Here is a 16,606-nt window from a genome sequence, read left to right on the forward strand (position 1 = left end):
CGGCGCCCGCGGACCCGCGCGCGCCGGGCGTGCCCGGAGCACCGGCGGCGCCGGGCGCGGCCCGCGGCTCCGACGCCTCGCACGGCCGGGCGATCAGCGTGCGCACGCTCGGGCAGGGCGTGCCGTTCACGCAGCGGGGCGGCGGGCAGCAGCCCCAGCAGCCGTACCCGCCCCGGCCCGACCAGCCACACCGGCCCGACCAGCAGCACAGGCCCGACCAGCAGCACAGGCCCGACCAGCAGCAGCCGGGCCAGGCGCCGCGCCAGGACCACCAGGGCCCGTACGGCCNGCCGGGCCAGGCGCCGCGCCAGGACCACCAGGGCCCGTACGGCCCGCAGGACCCGCAGCAGCAGCCGACCCCGTCCGGCGGCACGCCCGCCGCCTCCGGCAGGCGCCGCAAGCTGGCGGCCCGGCCCGAGCCCGGCGAGACGGGGCAGGGCACGGACGGGGCGCCGGAGTTCCAGCAGGCGTCCAGACAGCGGCCCCGGCCGCAGCCCGGCCCTCCCGGCGGCCCGGCCCCGTACGGCGGCGGCCCGGGCGACACCCTGGGCGGCCTCGGCGCCCCGCCGGGCGGAGCGCCCGGCGGACCCGGCACCCCGCACGCCGGTCCGGGCGGACTCGGCGGCCGGGGCGGTCCGCACGGCGGATCCGGCCCGCTGGGCTCCCCGCACCGCGGCGGCAGGGCCTTCGCCATCGGCGCGCCCGACGAGGGCGCCGAGGGCCCGGAACCGCTCGACGGCCCGGGCGGCGCCGTCGAGGTCGTCGACCACCACCCCGCGCCGCCCGAGCCCCGCGACGACGAGCTGCCGCCCGAGCCGCTGGACAACCCGCGCCGCCTGCTCGTCTGGCCCGCGCCCGACGCCTCCACCCAGCAGGCGCTCTCCGACCGCGGCTACCGGCCGGTGGTGGTCAACTCGCGCGAGGAGGTCGACGCGCAGATCGCCGCGTACCCGGCGGCGCTGTTCGTGGACCCGCTCACCGGCCCGATCACCCGCACCGCCCTCCAGTCGCTGCGCCAGGCGGCGGTGGCCGCCGAGGTCCCGGTGCTGGTGACGGCGGGCCTGGGCCAGGCCACCCGGGAGGCGGCGTACGGGGCCGACCCGGCCGTGCTGCTGAAGGCGCTCGCCCCGCGCGACAGCGAGCAGCACCCGCCGCGGGTCCTGCTCATCGAGGAGCACGAGCCGATCGCGGGCGCGCTGACCGCGACGCTGGAGCGGCGCGGCATGCAGGTCGCCCGCGCGGCGGTGGACGCGGAGGCGGTGAACCTGGCCGCGCAGACCCGGCCCAACCTGGTCGTCATGGACCTGATGCAGGTCCGCCGCCGCCGCGCCGGGGTCGTGGACTGGCTGCGCGGCAACGGCCTGCTCAACCGGACCCCGCTCGTCGTCTACACCTCGGCCGACATCGACCCGAACCAGCTCTCGCGGCTCGGCTCGGGGGAGACGGTGCTGTTCCTGGCGGAGCGCTCCACGAGCACGGAGGTGCAGACGCGCATCGTGGACCTGCTGGCGAAGATCGGCACCAACTGAGGACCCGTACGGCCTGACGCCTCGCGCGTACCGGCACCCCGCGTGCCGACGCCCCGCGCGTACCGGCGACGGCAGCGGACGGCCGCACGCGCGTGCGGACGGCGGCACGCGCGGTTGGACGGCCGCACGCGCGGACGGACGGCGGCACGCGCGGACGGACGGCCGCACGCGCGGGAGACGGGTCGCGGCGCATCCGGGCGGCGGCCGACCCGACCGGCCTTGACCCTGACGCCGTGTGAGGCGGTGCAGTAGGACGCGTCATGTTGACCATCGGAGATTTCGCCCGGCACGGCCGTGTATCGGTTCGGATGCTGCGGCACTACGACGCCATCGGCCTGCTGTCGCCGGCCCGTACCGACCCGTTCACCGGGTACCGCTGGTACGAGGCCGCGCAGCTGGCCCGCCTCAACCGCATCGTCGCGTTCAAGGACCTCGGCTTCACCCTCCAGCAGGTCGCCACCCTGCTGGACGAGCAGGTGAGCGCCGAGGAACTGCACGGGATGCTGCGCCTGCGGCGCGCCGAGCTCGCGGAGCGGGCGGCGGCCGACGCGAGACGCCTGGCCGGCGTCGAGGCGAGACTCCGGACCATCGAAAGGGAGGGCCGCATGCCCACAGACGAGGTCGTGATCAAGACCGTGCCCGCCGTACGGGTCGCCGAGCTGACGGGCGTCGCCGCGAAGGACACCAACGAGGACATCGCGGCGGTCATCGAACCGCTTTACGAGCAGCTGTTCGAGCGCCTGGAGGCGGCCGGGGTCACCCCGCGGGAGCCCGCCATCGCCTACTACGAGCCCGCGCCGGACAGCGACGAGGGCCTGGTGGTCCACGCCGCGGTCCCGGTCTCGGCGGAACCGGGCGACGCGCGCGGGTTCGCGATCGTGGACCTGCCGGAGATCGAGGCCGCGACCGTGGTCCACCACGGGCCCATGGCCGGGGTCCTGTCCACCTACCAGGCCATCGCGCAGTGGGTGGAGACGCACAACTACCGCTCCACCGGGATGTCGCGCGAGGTCTACCTGGTCGCGACTCCGGACGACGACCAGTCCGGATGGGTGACGGAACTCCAGGAGCCCGTCGTCCCCCGCTGAGCGGGCGGTGAGCCGTTCACACCAGCCCCCGCCGGACCCGGCCGCGCCGCCGGCCCGGCGGGGGCTTCCGGCCGTCGCCTGGTACACGATGACCACCTGTTGCCCGGTGCCGCCGAGGTGAGCGCCCGCCTGGGCCCGGGTGGGCGCTCAGCCCGGTCGGCCGTCCGCGCGGCGGCGCGGCGGCGCGTGAACGGACGGTCAAGCAAGGTGTGTTCCCGGCGCCAACGACAACAGGACGCCGTACCTCCACCATGTGAGGACAGGCCAGGCGCCGATATCCGGATCGGGGACGCCGAAAGGCGGACCGGGAAAGAGCAGGGCCTGGCACCATTCGGGCGAGTCGCCGGGGCCGCGTCCGTGAAAACGGCACACCGCCCGAATCCGGCATGGTCACTGCGCCGTCCAGGACGGCGAGGAAAGGGAAGAATTGAACCGGGTCGTCTCCAAACTCTGTATAGCCGCCGCGGGCGGCGCCCTGCTGCTCCCGTTGCTGGCCACCGGCGCCCAGGCGGGCGGTGTCCACGCCCAGGGCGGCGACGAGGTCGTGTGGACCCACATGGGCTATCGGTGCGAGGTCAAGAGCTGGAAGAGCAGCGTCAGCGGCAGAGATGGCCGCGCCACGATCAGGAACGTCAAGGATTCCACGAAGTACGCCCGGATCACGATGACCAACACCGCCAAGGGGCAGGAGTGGTTCGTGATCAACCACGACACCGATATGCCCTTCGAGTACTACGGAAACTTCTTCAAGGACAACAAGCCGCACAGCCGCCAGTACCGGCGGTTCATCGGCTCGGACGGCGGAAGTTACCAGGACACGTCGAAAATCGCCCGCGGCATGCTCACCCAGCTCGAACTCCTCACCGCGGCGGGCGCCATCGGGGCCTGCGACCTGAACACCGCGAAGACCTGAGCACGCCGACGAGGCGGCGCGGCCGCTGACACCGTCCCGTACCGCCCCCGGAGGGAACGCGTGAGGTCCCGGGGGCACGCCCCCGGGACCTCACGCGGGCCGCGCCGAGGCGGCGGCCGTCCCCGTACGGTCGCCTACCGCGCGGCCGGAGCCCCCAGGTACGTCACGGTCAGCTCCTGGTCCGCGTACTGCTTGCGGATCACCTTCTTGTCGAACTTGCCCACGCTCGTCTTCGGCACGACCGGCACGAACGCCCAGCGCTCCGGCACCTGCCAGCGCGCCACCCGTCCCGCGATGAACTCCCGCAGCCCCTCCAGGCCGACCGTGCCGCCCTCCCGCAGGACCACCGTGGCCAGCGGCCGCTCGCCCCACTTCTCGTCGGGGACGGCCACCACCGCGGCCTCGGCGACCTCCGGGTGGGCCATCAGGTGGTTCTCCAGCTCGACGGACGAGATCCACTCGCCGCCCGACTTGATGACGTCCTTGGCCCGGTCGGTCAGGGTCAGGAAGCCGTCCGCGGTGATGGTGCCCACGTCACCGGTGCGCAGCCAGCCGTCCGGGCTGAACTTGTCCTCCGGGCGCAGCGGCTCGGCCCCCGCGCCGCCGTAATACGAGCCCGCGATCCACGGCCCGCGCACCTCCAGCTCGCCCGCCGACCGGCCGTCCCAGGGCAGGAAGCTCCCGTCGGGCCCGGCCAGCCGGGCCTCGACCGAGGCGGGGAGGCGGCCCTGGGTGACGCGGTAGGTCCACTCCTCCTCCTGGGACAGGCCGATCGGGGGGTGGCAGACCGTGCCCAGCGGCGAGGTCTCCGTCATGCCCCACGCGTGGACGATGCGGATGCCGTGCCGCTCCTCGAACGCCGTCATCAGCGACGGCGGACAGGACGCCCCGCCGACGACCACGTGGCCCAGGCTGGAGACGTCGCGCGGCTTGGCCTCCAGTTCGGCGAGCAGCCCCTGCCAGATGGTGGGCACGGCGGCCGCGGTGGTGGGCCGTACCGTCTCGATCATCTCGGCGAGCGGAGCGGGCTGGAGGAAGCGGTCCGGCATCAGCAGCGACGCGCCCACCATGAACGCGGCGTGCGGGGTGCCCCACGCGTTGACGTGGAACATCGGCACGACCGGCAGGATCGTGTCGGCCGGGGACAGCGCGAAGCCCTCGACGCTGTTGACCTGCATCGAGTGCAGGTAGACGGACCGGTGGCTGTAGGCGACGCCCTTGGGGTCGCCGGTGGTGCCGGAGGTGTAGCACAGGATCGCGGCGGAGCGCTCGTCGGTCTCGGGCCAGTCGTAGTGGTCCGGACGGCCCGCGATCAGCTCCTCGTAGTCGTGCACCCGCACGCGCGAGCCCTCCAGCACGGACCGGTCGCCGGGGCCCGCGACCACGACGTGCTCGACGGGCTCCAGTACGGGCAGCAGCGGCGCGAGCAGCGGCAGCAGGCTGCCGTTGACGAGGATCACGCGGTCGGCGGCGTGGCCCACGATCCAGGCGAGCTGGTTCGGGGGCAGGCGCAGGTTCAGGGTGTGCAGGACGGCGCCCATGGAGGGCACGGCCAGGTACGCCTCAAGGTGCTCGGCGTTGTTCCACATCAGGGTGGCCACCCGCTGGTCCCCGGTCACCCCCAGTTCGTCCCGCAGGGCGTGCGCGAGCCGGGCCGCCCGCCCGCCGACCTCCCGGAACGAGCGGCGCTGCGGCGCTCCGTCACCGGTCCAGGTGGTGACCTGGGCCGAGGCGTGCACAGTGGTCCCGTGCGCGAGTATGCGGCTCACGGTCAGCGGTACGTCCTGCATCGTACTGAGCACCGGGGGCCCTCCTGGCTTCGGTTTCGGTTACGGGTGAGTAGAAAACCACCGCCGATTGTGCAGCCCGACTAAGCGGTATGTCACTACCCCTGGCCCGATCGCCTTGCCGTACCACTCCGTACGGGACCGCCCCGTCTCGCACGAGCCCGTACCGGCTTGCCAGGGAATGATCACCGGCTTCCGTTCTCTCGCCGTTCGCCCCGATGCAACCGGCCGGTACGCCGACCGGGAGGGCGCTAGGGTCCTTGTCGTGTCCACCGCCATCGTCGCCATGCTCACCGCTGCCGTCGGGGTGCTCGGAACCCTCTTCGCCCCCGCGCTGAGCCACCGGGCGATGGCCCGTCAGCGCGCCGAGGAGCTGCGGGCCGAGGACCGCCGCCGTCGCTTCGAGGACCGCCGGGCCGCCTATACGGCGATGAACCGCGCCTCCCGGCAGTTCCACACCCTTCTGAAGGACGCGCTGCACCGCATCCGGGACGGCGTGTACACCGACGAGGACCGCAACCAGCTCGAAGAAGCCCGCCGCGACTACCGCGACCGCTACGCCGAGGCGCAGATGATCGTGCCCGAGCGCGTCCTGGCCGCCTCCCGCGACGTGAACGCCGTGCTCGCGGAGATCGACGCGACGGCCAAGCGGATCGACCGGGGGCGGGCGCGCGACGGCGAGACGGCCGAGGGCGCGCTGGCCGAGCTGAAGCACGTCGAGCCCCGGCTGTCGGCGATGCGCGGCGTCATGCGGGCGGACCTGGGCATCACGGACTAGGCGTGCCGGTCCTCCCCGGCAGGCGCGACGGGCTGTCGGCCCGCGCGGGACGGCGGGACCGGCGAGGACGGGTCGCAAGCGGCCGGGAGCGCGAGCAGGCCGAGGTGCAAACGGGCCGAGGCGCAAACGCTCGGGGGCGCCGGGCGGGCCGAGGCGCAAACGAGCGGGGGCGCCGGGCGAAAGGCAGTGCCCGGCGCCCCCTTTCGTCCCTCACCGCCGACGAGGGCGGCGGCGCCCGCCGCGCGCCTCAGGCCAGGCGCGCCGGGGGAGGCGGGCAGGCGGGGCGGGAGCCCGAGCGGCGCTCACTCGGCTCACGCGCGCCCCGCCGAGGGACGCCGGGTCCCGTTCCGGCCGCTGTCCCCGGCGGCCGGAACGGGAGCTGTCGGCACGTACGCACCCGGCGTACGCGCGCCAGGCGGGGGCTCAGGGAGCCGTCCGCCGGGCCTTGAGGAACCGCCCCTCGGCGAGCAGGAAGGTCCGCCCGTCCTCAAGGGTGAGCAGCTTCCCGCGCGTCCGGGCGGCCATGTCCACCACCGCGCGCCGCCGCCCGCCCACGGGCACCACGTCTCCGACGCGTATCGTGCGGGCGTCCACGCGCAGGACGTCGATCCGGCTCATGACTGGTACGGGTCCGCCAGCACGGCGAGGGTTCCCACGCCGACGACCAGGGCGACCAGGCCCACCAGGACGGCGACGCCGGGCCCCGCGGCGCGCAGGACCGCGAGCCCGCGCCGCAGCGCGGGAAGCCACCGGGACGTGCGCGGCCTGCGGTGGGCTCCGGTTCCGGGGGCCGGTAGCAGGCGCGTCATGCCGGGTCCTCCCCGTCCCGCGCGGCGCGGACCCGGCGGACCGCGTCGGGCCCGAAGACGACGGCGAGGAGGGCGCGTTCGCCGGGGCCGAACCCGTCGGCGGCGTACCACCGCACCGCCGAGCCGCCGCCGGGCCCGGTGGCGTCCGGCTCCGCGACTTCCTGGGCGACCTCCCCCGCGATGTCGGCGATCTCGGCGATCTCGGCGTAGACGCGCCGCCGCCGGGGGCTGACCAGGCGTACGGCCGATGTCCACTGGCCGCGCAGGTGCCACCAGGGGCTGAGTCGGAGCGCGCGGTCGCCGATCCGTGCGCGTAAGGCCGCCTTCACCGCAGCCCCCAACGGCTGTCCCGGTTCTCCTCGGCGACCCGCGCGCGCAGCGCCTCGCTCGGCGTCGGCCGCCGGAACTCCTCGGTCTCCCACAGCTCCCCACCGGCCGGGGCCTTCAGGGTCAGCGTCCGGCCGTCCCACGCGCGGGCGACGCCGACGCGGTCGTGCTCGGTGTCGGTCACCAGCTCCCCCGGCGCGGGCACGAACCCGGGCCCCCGGCCCCGCCCCCCGCTCACGGCTCCGTCACCTCCCGGATCGCCGCGGCCCAGGCCCGCGCCTCGTCGGCGTCCAGGTTCCCCAGGCAGATCCGGGCCCCGGCGCCGGGCGGGCACGTCGCGCAGGTCGGCGAGACGTACGCGCCGGGCAGCACGAGCCCCAGCCGCGCGAGCGCGGACTCCAGGGAGTCGAGGGCGTGCTGCGCGTCGAGGGCGTGCTCGGTCGGCAGCAGGTGGTCCCGCTCCGGACGGGGCTCGGGCACGAAGTCGCCTCCCGGCCGCTGGTGAAGCTCGAAGTGCTCGATCCGGCGGGCCCGTACGGTCACCTCGAAACCGTGGGGCGCGGCGTCGCGGAACTCCTTGGTCAGCCTGGCCGCGACGGCCTGAAGGTCAACCTCGGTTGACGGCATACTCCCCACGGGGGAACCTCCTCCTGCGCTCTACGCTGAGCGGTGGGCTTCGTGTGCAATAGGTAACCGGGCCGTGACGGCGGGCGGTACGGCTTCGGCGCAAGCAGCAGGCAAGCGCTGACAAACGCTCTGCGGCGTTCGGGAGTCAGGGGAACGATGGCGAAGCGAGTACCGAACAAGGCCATGCAGGAGCTGCTGAACGAGACCGACTGGACACACCGTCAGCTCGCCCTGACGGTCAACCGCATCGGCACCGAGCGCGGCACACCCACGAACTACCACCGCCAGTCAGTCGCCCATTGGCTTCACGGGCACGTCCCGATGGAAGAGACCCGGCCCCTGATCCGGGAGGCGTTCGCACGCGGGCTGGGCCGCCCGGTCACCTATGCCGAGCTGGGCCTTGTCCCACCGAAGGGTGAACCGAACGACTGTGCGGATATCGTGGAGGGGTTGGTCGATCTCGCCGGGAGAGACATGCATCCTTCACGTCGCGGCGTCCTGAGCGCCAGTCTGTACCCCGCTGCTCTCGCCATTCCTGCCTGGGACGACATCGCGGGGCGAATGGACACCGTCAAGACCGGACGGACACGCCGCATCGGATTACCGGATGTCGACGCGGTTCTCGATGTCACCAAGCGAGTCTCGGACATGGACGACGAACGTGGCGGACGCTACGCCCGCCCCTGGGCCGCGCACGTACTGGTCGAGATGGTCGCACCATGCCTCCGGGCCGAGGCGCCGGACCACGTGCGCAAGGCGATGTTCTCGGCCGCCGCCGACCTCTGCTACCGCACCGGCTACATGGCCTGGGACGAACGGCTCCACGGGCTGGCCGCCCAGTATTACGTCAAGGCCCTCGAACTGTCCGCAGCGGCGGAGGACCGCCTGATGCACTGCGCGACGCTGCGGACCATGAGCTTTCAGGCCGTCGACCTGGGGCAGGGACCGCGGGCGATGTGGCTGGCCGATGCCGCCGCCACCTTGCTACCGGAAGAGACGGACCCCCGCATGCGCGCATTTGTCGCGGGTCAGCGCGCTCACGCCGCCGCGCAGATCGGCGACCGGCGAAGCGCGGCGAAGTACGTGAACGAAGCCGAGACGGCTCTTGGAAAAGCCGGGCCTCAGGAGAAGAGGTTCGGCTCTTACTACCACTCGTCGCACATGTACGTGGTGTCGCATGTCCAGCACTTCGCCGGAAACACCCGCAAATCCGCGGAAAGCCTGGAGGAATCCAACCGGCTGCGTCGCAGCCGTTCGCTCAACAGGAACCAGGTTCTGAACGGTTTCCTCCTGGCGGAGCGCCACTTCTCCGTCGGCTTTCTGGAGGAAGCGTGCGGGACGTGGGACAGGGCGCTGGACAGCTACCGGACCATCCAGTCAGGCCGGGGCGACGAGCGAGTGCTGACCATGCTCTCCCTCATCAGCCCGTACACCAGGAACCACACCGCAGCAGCCCTCTACGAGCGCGCCCGCACGGTCATACAGCCCGCCCTGTGGTCCCGGCACCGGGAAGCAGCGCGCCGCCCGGGGCCGCGCCGCTGACGATCGGCGAGCGGGGCCATGCGGGGCCACGTGCAGAAGTGACCAGGGAGGGAACCTACGTTGGACGACGGACAGGGTCGAATCTTCCGCGAAGCGTGGATCGCCGGAGTCAGGAAGCACTACCCGGGCGAGCCCAAACCCGGGTACATCGCTCCGTGGGAGCAGACTCCGGAGTGGGAACGCCACGCCGCCTCTGCCGTATTCGAGCAGGTGAAGAACTTCATCGAGATCAGCGGCGGCGGCACCGCCAAGCTGTCTCGGGAACAGAAGGGCCGGTTCGTCGCCCTGTGCTGGATCGCCCAGATTCACAAGCACTTCGCCGAGCCGAAGCCCAGCTTTGTCGCAGACTGGGACAGCATGCCCGAGTGGCACCGGCAGACCGACTCGGACATCTTCGAGACCATCGAACGCGAGGGGTAAGCAGGACGGTCGTGGATGTCATCGATCAGCTCTCCGACCTTGCCAGCACCCCACTGACCGAGGCCGCGGCTTCGCCGAGCTCCTCATGGGGCGATGTCTTTAGCGCTTGGCCCCCAGATCGGTAGACGGCCCGTCGAAGCTTCTCAGAACGCGGAATCGACTCGGCGGAGGTTCCTTCACCAGGCGCAAGGCGTGCCGACGCAGTTCCTCCACCTGCTCAGGCTCAAGGCGCTCGATGATGTCGTACAGATCGCTGTAGTCATGGGCGGCTGTCATCGCGGCTCTCCCTGTCGGCCGTCTCGCCTGCCACGATAGCGGTCGCAGGCAATGCCTGCGGAGGAGCCGAACCGATGGCCGCGCCCGCCGAGGGGGTTAGGAGTACACTCCTTAGAAGTGTACTCCTAAGAGGCGAGCGCCGTGCAGCGTCGTACACGTCCCAGCAAGCAGCCGCACGTCTTCGACCGCGACGCCGAGTGGGACGGCCTCGCGGCCTTCGTGAACCGGCCCCTGCCGCACGCCATGCTCGGGATCGTCAGCGGCAGACAACGGATGGGCAAGACGTACCTGCTACGCGCTCTGGTCGAGCAGTTCGGGGGCTTCTACTTCGGCGCCACGGCGGCGACAGAGACCGAGTCGCTGCGCCAGTTCGCGGCGGCCCTCGCCGATCATCTGGGGTCACCGGCTCCGTTCTCCTTCGCCACCTGGGACGACGCGATCTCGTACCTCTTCGGGCTCGCCGCGCCTCGGAACGGGGACGCGCCGTTGCTCGTGGTCATCGACGAGTTCCCGTACCTGGCGAAGAGCGCTCCGGAGCTGCCGTCCCTGATCCAGCGGGAGATCGACCGCTTCCAGGTCGCCGAGAGCCGGATGAGGCTGCTGCTGTGCGGATCGGCGATGTCCGTCATGGGCGGGCTGCTGGCGAGCAGCGCGCCCTTGCGGGGCCGGGCGCAGCTGGAACTGATCGTGCGGCCCTTCGGGTACCGGGCGGCCGCCGACTTCTGGGAGGTCACCGGCGATCCCGCCCTCGCGGCCCGGCTCCACGCCGTGGTCGGCGGCACACCCGCGTACCGGCGGCAGTTCCTGGCGGACGACGTGCCCGGTGGCCTGGAGGAGTTCGACGACTGGATCTGCCGTACGGTCCTGTCCCCCTTCAGCCCGCTCTTCCGCGAGGCGCGGTACCTGCTCGCCGAGGAGGCGGACATCCGGGACACCGCGCTGTATCACTCCGTCCTGGCCGCCGTGGCCCAGGGCAACACGACCCGAGGGGGCATCGCCGGGTACATCGGCCGCAAGTCGGTGGACATCTCGCACCCTCTCAACGTGCTGGAAGACAGCCACCTGCTCGCGCGCGAAGCGGACGTCTTCCGGGCCGGGAAGTCGCAGTACCGCATCACCGAGCCGCTGATCACCTTCTACGAGGCCGTGATGCGACCCGCCTGGGCCCGGCTGGAGAGCGGCCAGGCGGCGGACGTGTGGGCGCAGTCGGCGGAGCGCTTCGCGGCCCAGGTGGCCGGGCCGCACTTCGAGGCGATGTGCCGGGAGTACGTGCTGGGGCCCGGACGGTCGCTGGTCGGCTCGGCCCTGGGCCAGGTGGGCAGCGGGGTGGTGACCGACCCGGCCGCGCGACGGCAGATCGAGGTCGACGTCGCCGTGGTCGAACCCGGTTCGGGCGGCAGCAGGCCGACCGTGCGTCTGCTCGGCGAGGCCAAGTGGGGCACGGTCATGGGGCTCAGCCACCTGGAACGGCTCGCGCGGGCGCGGGAACTCCTCGCCGGGCGCGGCATGGACGCCGACCGGTGCGCGCTCGCCTGCTTCAGCGCGGCGGGCTTCAGTGACGCGCTGCGGGACGAGGCGGCCCGTGGCGACGTCGACGTACTGCTCATCGGCCTCGAAGAGCTGTACGGACGGGCGGCGCCCGCCTGACCCCTTCGGTACCTGCCTCGGCAAAGGAGCGGCCCACGCGCGAGTCGGCGACTCGCGCGTGGGCCTTGTGGGTTACTTGCCGTCCTGGCCGCCGCCGCTGGGCTGTGGGTCGCGCGGCGCCTCGGGCGGCATCGGACCGCCGTCGTGCTTGCCGCCGTCGGCTGCCGACCTGGCGGCGGGCAGGTCCCTCGGGTGGCGGAACGGAACGCCCCGCCACCCCTCGGCGTCCGGCGTGCGCGTCTCGAACGTGTCGAGGCTTGCAATGGTCATGGAGTGACTTCCTTCCCAGGCATCAGTCTTGCGAGTGACGGCCTGCTGACGGGCCATCAGGGCAACACCAAGCTAGGAGGGCGCCGCAGGGAGTCACGAGAGACTATTCTCGAATATTCTTGCGCCGACCCTGGTCATGCTTCGACATTCGCCTACGGGAACCAGGATCATGGAGCCGACAGCTCCACGAGAGAGGCGGAGGCCCATGGCACGCAGGTTACGGTTCAACGGCACGAACAGTGATGTCTCGGCCTGCCCGGCCGTGCACGAGGACCTGGACAGCGGTGAGGTCATCGTGCAGGGCACGCCGGTGACCGACCCGGAGGACGTCGCGCAGCTTCAGCACCTCTCCGAGGGCGAGGTAGCGGTCGCCGTACCGCGTCACCTGCTGGTGGACTTCGCGCCGAAGGACCGCACTCGGGCAGCGCGGATCATCGACCTGGACGAGTTCGAGGCTCTGTTCGCGGGGTTCAAGCACACGGCGTGGCGGCTGGAGACCAGGAAGCGGTACGCGAGCGACGAGGTCTCCGACTCCTACCGGGAGTTCCTGGAAACCGGCTCCAGCCCGTCGGAGCGCGACCACCCGTTCTTCACGAACGTCCGGAAGCAGACCGAGCAGGGCAAGCGATACGAGCGCGTCCGTCTGGTCGACAACCCGCCCACCACCGGGCAGCTCTACCTGCTGGACAGCGCGAAGTGCAACAGTGCCTCGGGCGAGGACATCCGCAACCTGTGGCGTGCGGACGCCGAGCGGCTGCGGCTGCCGGAGGAGGACTTCTGGCTCTTCGACTCCCGGCTGGTCGCGTTGCTCAACTTCGATGACGACGACCAGCTCGTGGATGTCGAACTCATCACGGAGCCCGCCGAAGTGCTACGGCGCTGCATGGTCCGGGACGCGGCGTGGCACCATGCTGTCCAGTACCAGGAGTTCGCGGCAGGAGTAGCCGCCGCCGACTGAGACAGCGAGCGTGTATTGACCGGTGAGCACTGACTTCCAGGCGGCACGCGCGGCTCTCGGAGCACGGCTCAGGGAACTTCGCGTCTCCGCCCCTGGTGGTCAGCGGCTCACCGGTTCACTTCTCGCCGAACGGCTCGGCTGGCCGCAGTCGAAGGTCAGCAAGCTGGAGAACGGTCGGCAGACCCCGACGGCGGAGGATCTGCGGGCCTGGGCTAAGGCAACCGGTCAGCCCGAGGTATTCGATGAGCTGCACGCGCGCCTCCAAGGCTTCGAGTCCAGCGTCCGCTCATGGCGGAGGCAGCTCGCCGCCGGCCACCGCCCGGTGCAGGAGACGTGGAACTCCCTGATCGCGGACACGTCGGTCATGCACCTCTGGCAGAACAGCGTGATCCCGGGCATGCTTCAGACGCCCGACTACGCGCGCCACATCTTCCTGCGCTACGCGGCGCTCAGGACTTCCGTACGCGACACCGAGGACGCCGTCCGCGCTCGTATAAAGCGGCAGGAGTGGCTGTTCCGACCCGGCAAAAAGTTCCACTTCCTCGTGTGGGAGGCGGCACTGCGCGTCCGGATCTGCCCGCTGTCGGTGCTGGCCGCCCAACTCGACCGTCTGACGGGCCTCATCGGCATGGACACCGTCTCGCTCGGCATCGTCCCCTTCAGCGCACCCTTGAAGCTCTTGCCCGGCAACGGCTTCGTGATACTCGATGAACGCCTCGCCACGACCGAGGACTGGCACGCCGAGCTGTGGCTGGACGACGCGGACACCGTCGCGACCTACATGCGGGTATGGAAGACGCTCAGCGAGTCGGCGGTGTACGGCCACGAGGCCCAGCAGATCATCACCCAGGCCCGGCGCAGCCTCGACGCCCCCTGACGGGGACTCGGGCCGCGCCCGCCGTCAGACCGCCCGCCCGATCTCCGGGTCCTCCCGCAGCTTCCCCAGCGCCCGCGACACCGCGCTCTTGACCGTGCCGATCGTGACGCCGAGCACCGCCGCCGTCTGGGCCTCGCTCAGGTCCTCGTAGTACCGCAGGATGACCATGGCCCGCTGGCGGGCCGGGAGGCGGGTCACCGCGCGCCACATCGCGTCGCGCAGCGCGGCCTGCTCGGCCGGGTCCGGGGGCGGGACCGAGCGGTCCGGTTCGGGGAGTTCGTCGCAGGGGAACTCGTCCACCCTGCGCTTGCGCCACTGGGACGTGCGGGTGTTGACCAGGGCGCGGCGGACGTAGCCGTCCAGGGCGCTGTGGTCCTCGATGCGCTCCCAGGCCACGTACGTCTTGGCCAGCGCCGTCTGGAGCAGGTCCTCGGCGTCGCAGGGGTTCGCGGTGAGCGCGCGGGCGGTACGCAGCAGTACGGGCCCCCGCGCCCGTACGTACGACGTGAACGAAGGGAATCCGGTCGTGGCAGCCCCGGTGCGCACGGTCGTGGTCATGACCTACACGCTAGGTCCGGGCCGTGCGGCGCGGATCGGCCCGAAGTCCCGAGCCAGCGTCCCTCTCAGGTCGTAGAGGTGGGGCTGGCATCACCTCCTGCGGGCGGAGGGGAATCCGGCCGGGGGTCAGGGTTCGGGGTCAGGGGGCGGGGGGAAGGGGAAGGGGTCGGCGCGGGCGGTCAGCGTTCGATGATCGCCACCGGCGCGTCCACCTTGTTGCGGTCCACGCGCAGCCGACGGCCGCCGTGCTTCTCCGACACGTCGCCCGCGTACTGGTGCACCCGGCGGTGCGGTGTCCAGGCCCGGTGGGCCAGCGCCGGTTCGCCCTTGAGGGACGGCTTGACCCGCCACCGCGCGAACCACACCGCCGACGGCAGGTCCCGCACCCCCGAGCGCCGGGCCTTCTCCACGTGCCGTACGCCCGCTCCGGCGCTGCTGTAGAAGCCGGGGAAGTAGCCGTGGCTGCGGGCCTCGCGGTCCCAGCCGCGGATGTACGCGAGCGTGGTGCGCGCGCAGCTCGTGCGGGACGGGTCGTACGCCTCCATGTCGAGGTAGAGGGCGCTGCGGGACTTCATGCCCAGGGCCCGCGCGCGACTGACGGCGTCCCGTCCTTCGCGGCGGCCGAGTTTCCAGCCGTCGCCACGGATGGCGACCTTCCGTTTTCGTTTGGAGTGGACGCAGGGCGGCTGGGAACCGACGTAGATGGGCAGGACCCGCCAGCCCCGCTTCTTCGCGCCGCGCGTCCAGGAGCGGTTCAGGCGCGGCTGGTGGCGGCAGGCGCGGCCGCGGCCCGCGTAGTAGACGCCGATGCCGCGGTAGCGGGACGAGCGCCAGGCGGTCAGGGTGCCCAGGGCCGGGGTGTGGCAGGTGTCGAAGGCCCAGCCGTTGAAGACCTGAGCGCCGTGGACCCGGGGATCGGCGAGCGCGGGCAGGGCCTGGGCCTGAGCCTGGGCGTAGGCCGGGGCCGGGGCTCCGGCGGCCTGCATCCCGACGGCCTGCGCCCCCGCGGCCTGCGCCCCCGCCGCCTGCATCCCCGCCGCCTGCATCCCGACGGGCTGCATCCCGGCGGCCTGGGCCCGCGCCTGCGCCTGGGCCTGGGCCGCCTGTGCGGGCATCGCCTCGACCCAGGGGCCGAAAGCCGGGGCCGCGGGCTGGGCGGCCTGCGCCCGGGTGGGGGCCTGGGCGCGGACGGACGGTGCCATGGCGGGCATGGTGGCACCGACCAGGACGGCCAGCACGGCGACCGCACCGGCCGCCCATCTGATCACCGTCCATCCGCTCTTCTTTCTTCGGTCCATACGCCGAGTAACACCACGCACCCGCGCGGGCCGCCCGCAGACACGCGGCCCGTTCAGCCGTCTGCCGCGCCTCCCTCGCCCGGATGCCGCACCAGGAGCCCGGCCCCGCCCTCACCCGCCGGGGTTCACCCGCGCCGCCGCCCGCAGCACCCCCGGCGCCACCCGGCTCAGCACCCGTGCCGCCTTCGCCTCCCAGGTCACCGGGACGACCGGCCTGCGGTCCCGTACCGCGCGCAGGATCTCCGCCGCCACCTTCTCCGGCGGGAAGCCGCGCCGCGCGTACAGCCGCGCCACCCGCTCGCGCGTGGCCGCCAGCTTCTCCCCGGACTGGCCGGAGAAGGTGCTGGTCCGCGTGATGTTGGTGTTCACCACGCCCGGGCAGATGGTGGAAACGCCGACCCGCGCGGGAGCGAGTTCCGCGCGCAGGCAGTCCGACAGCATGAACACGGCCGCCTTGCTGGTGGCGTACGCGGCCAGGATCTTCGACGGCAGGTACGCGGCCGCCGACGCCACGTTGACGATGTGCCCGCCCTCGCCGCGCTCGGCCAGCAGCCTGCCGAAGGCGCGGCAGCCGTGGATGACGCCCCACAGGTTGACGTCCAGGACGCGGCGCCACTCCTCCTCGGTGGTGTCCAGGAACGTACCGGAGTGGCCGATGCCCGCGTTGTTGACCACGATGTCGGGCACGCCGTGCGCGGCGGCCACGTCGGCGGCGAAGGCGTCGACGGCCGCGCCGTCGGAGACGTCGACCCGGTAGGCGTGGGCGGCGCCGCCCAGCAGGCGGGCCAGGACGGCGGTGCGCTCGGCGGCCTCGGCGTCGACGTCGCAGACCACGACGTCCGCGCCCTGCTCGGCGAAGGCCAGCGCGGTGGCGCGGCCGATGCCGCTGCCCGCGCCGGTGA

At 72.6% G+C, this 16,606-nt stretch carries 20 protein-coding genes; 9 read left to right on the forward strand and 11 right to left on the reverse strand.

Going from position 1 to position 16,606, the window contains the following annotated elements:
- The 3 genes from RKE29_RS18575 to RKE29_RS18585 all read left to right on the forward strand — a co-directional run.
- A partial coding sequence (locus tag RKE29_RS18575) for a response regulator (RefSeq protein ID WP_312006550.1) occupies nt 1–1,529 on the forward strand: 1,529 nt, incomplete at its 5' end.
- A gap of 260 nt (nt 1,530–1,789) precedes the next feature.
- On the forward strand, nt 1,790–2,617 hold the full coding sequence (locus RKE29_RS18580) for a MerR family transcriptional regulator (protein WP_312006551.1): 828 nt from the start codon (nt 1,790–1,792) through the stop codon (nt 2,615–2,617).
- Nucleotides 2,618–3,044: 427 nt separating this feature from the next.
- Entirely contained in the window at nt 3,045–3,530 is a 486-nt protein-coding gene (locus tag RKE29_RS18585; protein WP_312006552.1) for a hypothetical protein, read from the forward strand.
- A gap of 134 nt (nt 3,531–3,664) precedes the next feature.
- Here the strand turns inward: RKE29_RS18585 and RKE29_RS18590 are convergent, their stop codons facing one another.
- Complete coding sequence (locus RKE29_RS18590; protein ID WP_312006553.1) at nt 3,665–5,332, reverse strand: long-chain fatty acid--CoA ligase; 1,668 nt, start codon at nt 5,330–5,332, stop codon at nt 3,665–3,667.
- Between the two features lie 250 nt (nt 5,333–5,582).
- Here RKE29_RS18590 and RKE29_RS18595 point away from each other — a divergent pair, with 250 nt between their 5' ends.
- Nucleotides 5,583–6,095, forward strand: coding sequence for a hypothetical protein (locus RKE29_RS18595; RefSeq protein ID WP_312006554.1), 513 nt, complete (start codon nt 5,583–5,585; stop codon nt 6,093–6,095).
- Between the two features lie 423 nt (nt 6,096–6,518).
- On the opposite strand, the gene RKE29_RS18600 is transcribed toward RKE29_RS18595, so the two are convergent.
- The 5 genes from RKE29_RS18600 to RKE29_RS18620 are packed head-to-tail and all read right to left on the reverse strand — an operon-like array spanning nt 6,519 to nt 7,858.
- Nucleotides 6,519–6,713, reverse strand: a complete 195-nt coding sequence (locus RKE29_RS18600) for a hypothetical protein (protein ID WP_312006555.1) — start codon at nt 6,711–6,713, stop codon at nt 6,519–6,521.
- Entirely contained in the window at nt 6,710–6,904 is a 195-nt protein-coding gene (locus RKE29_RS18605) for a hypothetical protein (RefSeq protein ID WP_312006556.1), read from the reverse strand. The genes RKE29_RS18600 and RKE29_RS18605 overlap by 4 nt, the downstream gene beginning before the upstream one ends.
- A complete protein-coding gene (locus RKE29_RS18610) occupies nt 6,901–7,233 on the reverse strand; it encodes a hypothetical protein (protein WP_312006557.1) in 333 nt (110 codons plus the stop codon). The genes RKE29_RS18605 and RKE29_RS18610 overlap by 4 nt, the downstream gene beginning before the upstream one ends.
- The gene (locus RKE29_RS18615; RefSeq protein WP_312006558.1) at nt 7,230–7,469 is read right to left on the reverse strand and encodes a hypothetical protein; all 240 of its coding nucleotides are present in this window, start codon (nt 7,467–7,469) and stop codon (nt 7,230–7,232) included. The genes RKE29_RS18610 and RKE29_RS18615 overlap by 4 nt, the downstream gene beginning before the upstream one ends.
- Entirely contained in the window at nt 7,466–7,858 is a 393-nt protein-coding gene (locus RKE29_RS18620) for a hypothetical protein (protein WP_312006559.1), read from the reverse strand. Before RKE29_RS18620 ends, RKE29_RS18615 begins: the two co-directional genes overlap by 4 nt.
- 156 nt (nt 7,859–8,014) lie before the next feature.
- Between RKE29_RS18620 and RKE29_RS18625 the strand changes: the two genes are divergently transcribed.
- Together RKE29_RS18625 and RKE29_RS18630 are read left to right on the forward strand one after the other, a co-directional pair.
- Entirely contained in the window at nt 8,015–9,400 is a 1,386-nt protein-coding gene (locus RKE29_RS18625) for a tetratricopeptide repeat protein (protein WP_312006560.1), read from the forward strand.
- A gap of 60 nt (nt 9,401–9,460) precedes the next feature.
- Nucleotides 9,461–9,820: a hypothetical protein gene (locus RKE29_RS18630; protein WP_312006561.1), complete on the forward strand. Its 360-nt coding sequence runs from the start codon at nt 9,461–9,463 to the stop codon at nt 9,818–9,820.
- A 99-nt stretch (nt 9,821–9,919) separates the two neighbouring features.
- On the opposite strand, the gene RKE29_RS18635 is transcribed toward RKE29_RS18630, so the two are convergent.
- Nucleotides 9,920–10,096, reverse strand: a complete 177-nt coding sequence (locus RKE29_RS18635; RefSeq protein ID WP_312006562.1) for a hypothetical protein — start codon at nt 10,094–10,096, stop codon at nt 9,920–9,922.
- A gap of 141 nt (nt 10,097–10,237) precedes the next feature.
- Between RKE29_RS18635 and RKE29_RS18640 the strand changes: the two genes are divergently transcribed.
- A complete protein-coding gene (locus RKE29_RS18640) occupies nt 10,238–11,743 on the forward strand; it encodes an ATP-binding protein (RefSeq protein ID WP_312006563.1) in 1,506 nt (501 codons plus the stop codon).
- Nucleotides 11,744–11,815: 72 nt separating this feature from the next.
- Here RKE29_RS18640 and RKE29_RS18645 read toward each other — a convergent pair whose 3' ends face one another.
- Entirely contained in the window at nt 11,816–12,013 is a 198-nt protein-coding gene (locus RKE29_RS18645) for a hypothetical protein (RefSeq protein WP_312006564.1), read from the reverse strand.
- 205 nt (nt 12,014–12,218) lie between these two features.
- On the opposite strand from RKE29_RS18645, the gene RKE29_RS18650 reads away from it, so the two are divergent.
- Together RKE29_RS18650 and RKE29_RS18655 are read left to right on the forward strand one after the other, a co-directional pair.
- Complete coding sequence (locus tag RKE29_RS18650; protein ID WP_312006565.1) at nt 12,219–12,971, forward strand: DUF6879 family protein; 753 nt, start codon at nt 12,219–12,221, stop codon at nt 12,969–12,971.
- Between the two features lie 22 nt (nt 12,972–12,993).
- Entirely contained in the window at nt 12,994–13,848 is an 855-nt protein-coding gene (locus tag RKE29_RS18655; RefSeq protein ID WP_312006566.1) for a helix-turn-helix transcriptional regulator, read from the forward strand.
- Between the two features lie 24 nt (nt 13,849–13,872).
- Here RKE29_RS18655 and RKE29_RS18660 read toward each other — a convergent pair whose 3' ends face one another.
- The 3 genes from RKE29_RS18660 to RKE29_RS18670 all read right to left on the reverse strand — a co-directional run.
- The gene (locus tag RKE29_RS18660) at nt 13,873–14,406 is read right to left on the reverse strand and encodes a SigE family RNA polymerase sigma factor (RefSeq protein ID WP_312006567.1); all 534 of its coding nucleotides are present in this window, start codon (nt 14,404–14,406) and stop codon (nt 13,873–13,875) included.
- Between the two features lie 179 nt (nt 14,407–14,585).
- Nucleotides 14,586–15,704: a DUF1906 domain-containing protein gene (locus RKE29_RS18665; protein WP_312006568.1), complete on the reverse strand. Its 1,119-nt coding sequence runs from the start codon at nt 15,702–15,704 to the stop codon at nt 14,586–14,588.
- Between the two features lie 111 nt (nt 15,705–15,815).
- On the reverse strand, nt 15,816–16,606 hold a 791-nt coding region (locus tag RKE29_RS18670), incomplete at its 5' end, for an SDR family NAD(P)-dependent oxidoreductase (RefSeq protein ID WP_312006569.1).

Origin of the sequence: Streptomyces sp. B1866 (assembly GCF_031932565.1) — a bacterium.
In the GTDB taxonomy this organism is placed as follows: Bacteria; Actinomycetota; Actinomycetes; order Streptomycetales; family Streptomycetaceae; genus Streptomyces.

Excerpts from the sequence above, each read along its gene's own strand:
- RKE29_RS18580 (WP_312006551.1), top strand. The coding sequence starts at position 1,790 with ATGTTGACCATCGGAGATTTCGCCCGGCACGGCCGTGTATCGGTTCGG.
- RKE29_RS18600 (WP_312006555.1), bottom strand. The coding sequence starts at position 6,713 with ATGAGCCGGATCGACGTCCTGCGCGTGGACGCCCGCACGATACGCGTC.
- RKE29_RS18605 (WP_312006556.1), bottom strand. The coding sequence starts at position 6,904 with ATGACGCGCCTGCTACCGGCCCCCGGAACCGGAGCCCACCGCAGGCCG.
- RKE29_RS18620 (WP_312006559.1), bottom strand. The coding sequence starts at position 7,858 with ATGCCGTCAACCGAGGTTGACCTTCAGGCCGTCGCGGCCAGGCTGACC.
- RKE29_RS18625 (WP_312006560.1), top strand. The coding sequence starts at position 8,015 with ATGGCGAAGCGAGTACCGAACAAGGCCATGCAGGAGCTGCTGAACGAG.
- RKE29_RS18635 (WP_312006562.1), bottom strand. The coding sequence starts at position 10,096 with ATGACAGCCGCCCATGACTACAGCGATCTGTACGACATCATCGAGCGC.
- RKE29_RS18645 (WP_312006564.1), bottom strand. The coding sequence starts at position 12,013 with ATGACCATTGCAAGCCTCGACACGTTCGAGACGCGCACGCCGGACGCC.
- RKE29_RS18650 (WP_312006565.1), top strand. The coding sequence starts at position 12,219 with ATGGCACGCAGGTTACGGTTCAACGGCACGAACAGTGATGTCTCGGCC.
- RKE29_RS18660 (WP_312006567.1), bottom strand. The coding sequence starts at position 14,406 with ATGACCACGACCGTGCGCACCGGGGCTGCCACGACCGGATTCCCTTCG.
- RKE29_RS18665 (WP_312006568.1), bottom strand. The coding sequence starts at position 15,704 with ATGGACCGAAGAAAGAAGAGCGGATGGACGGTGATCAGATGGGCGGCC.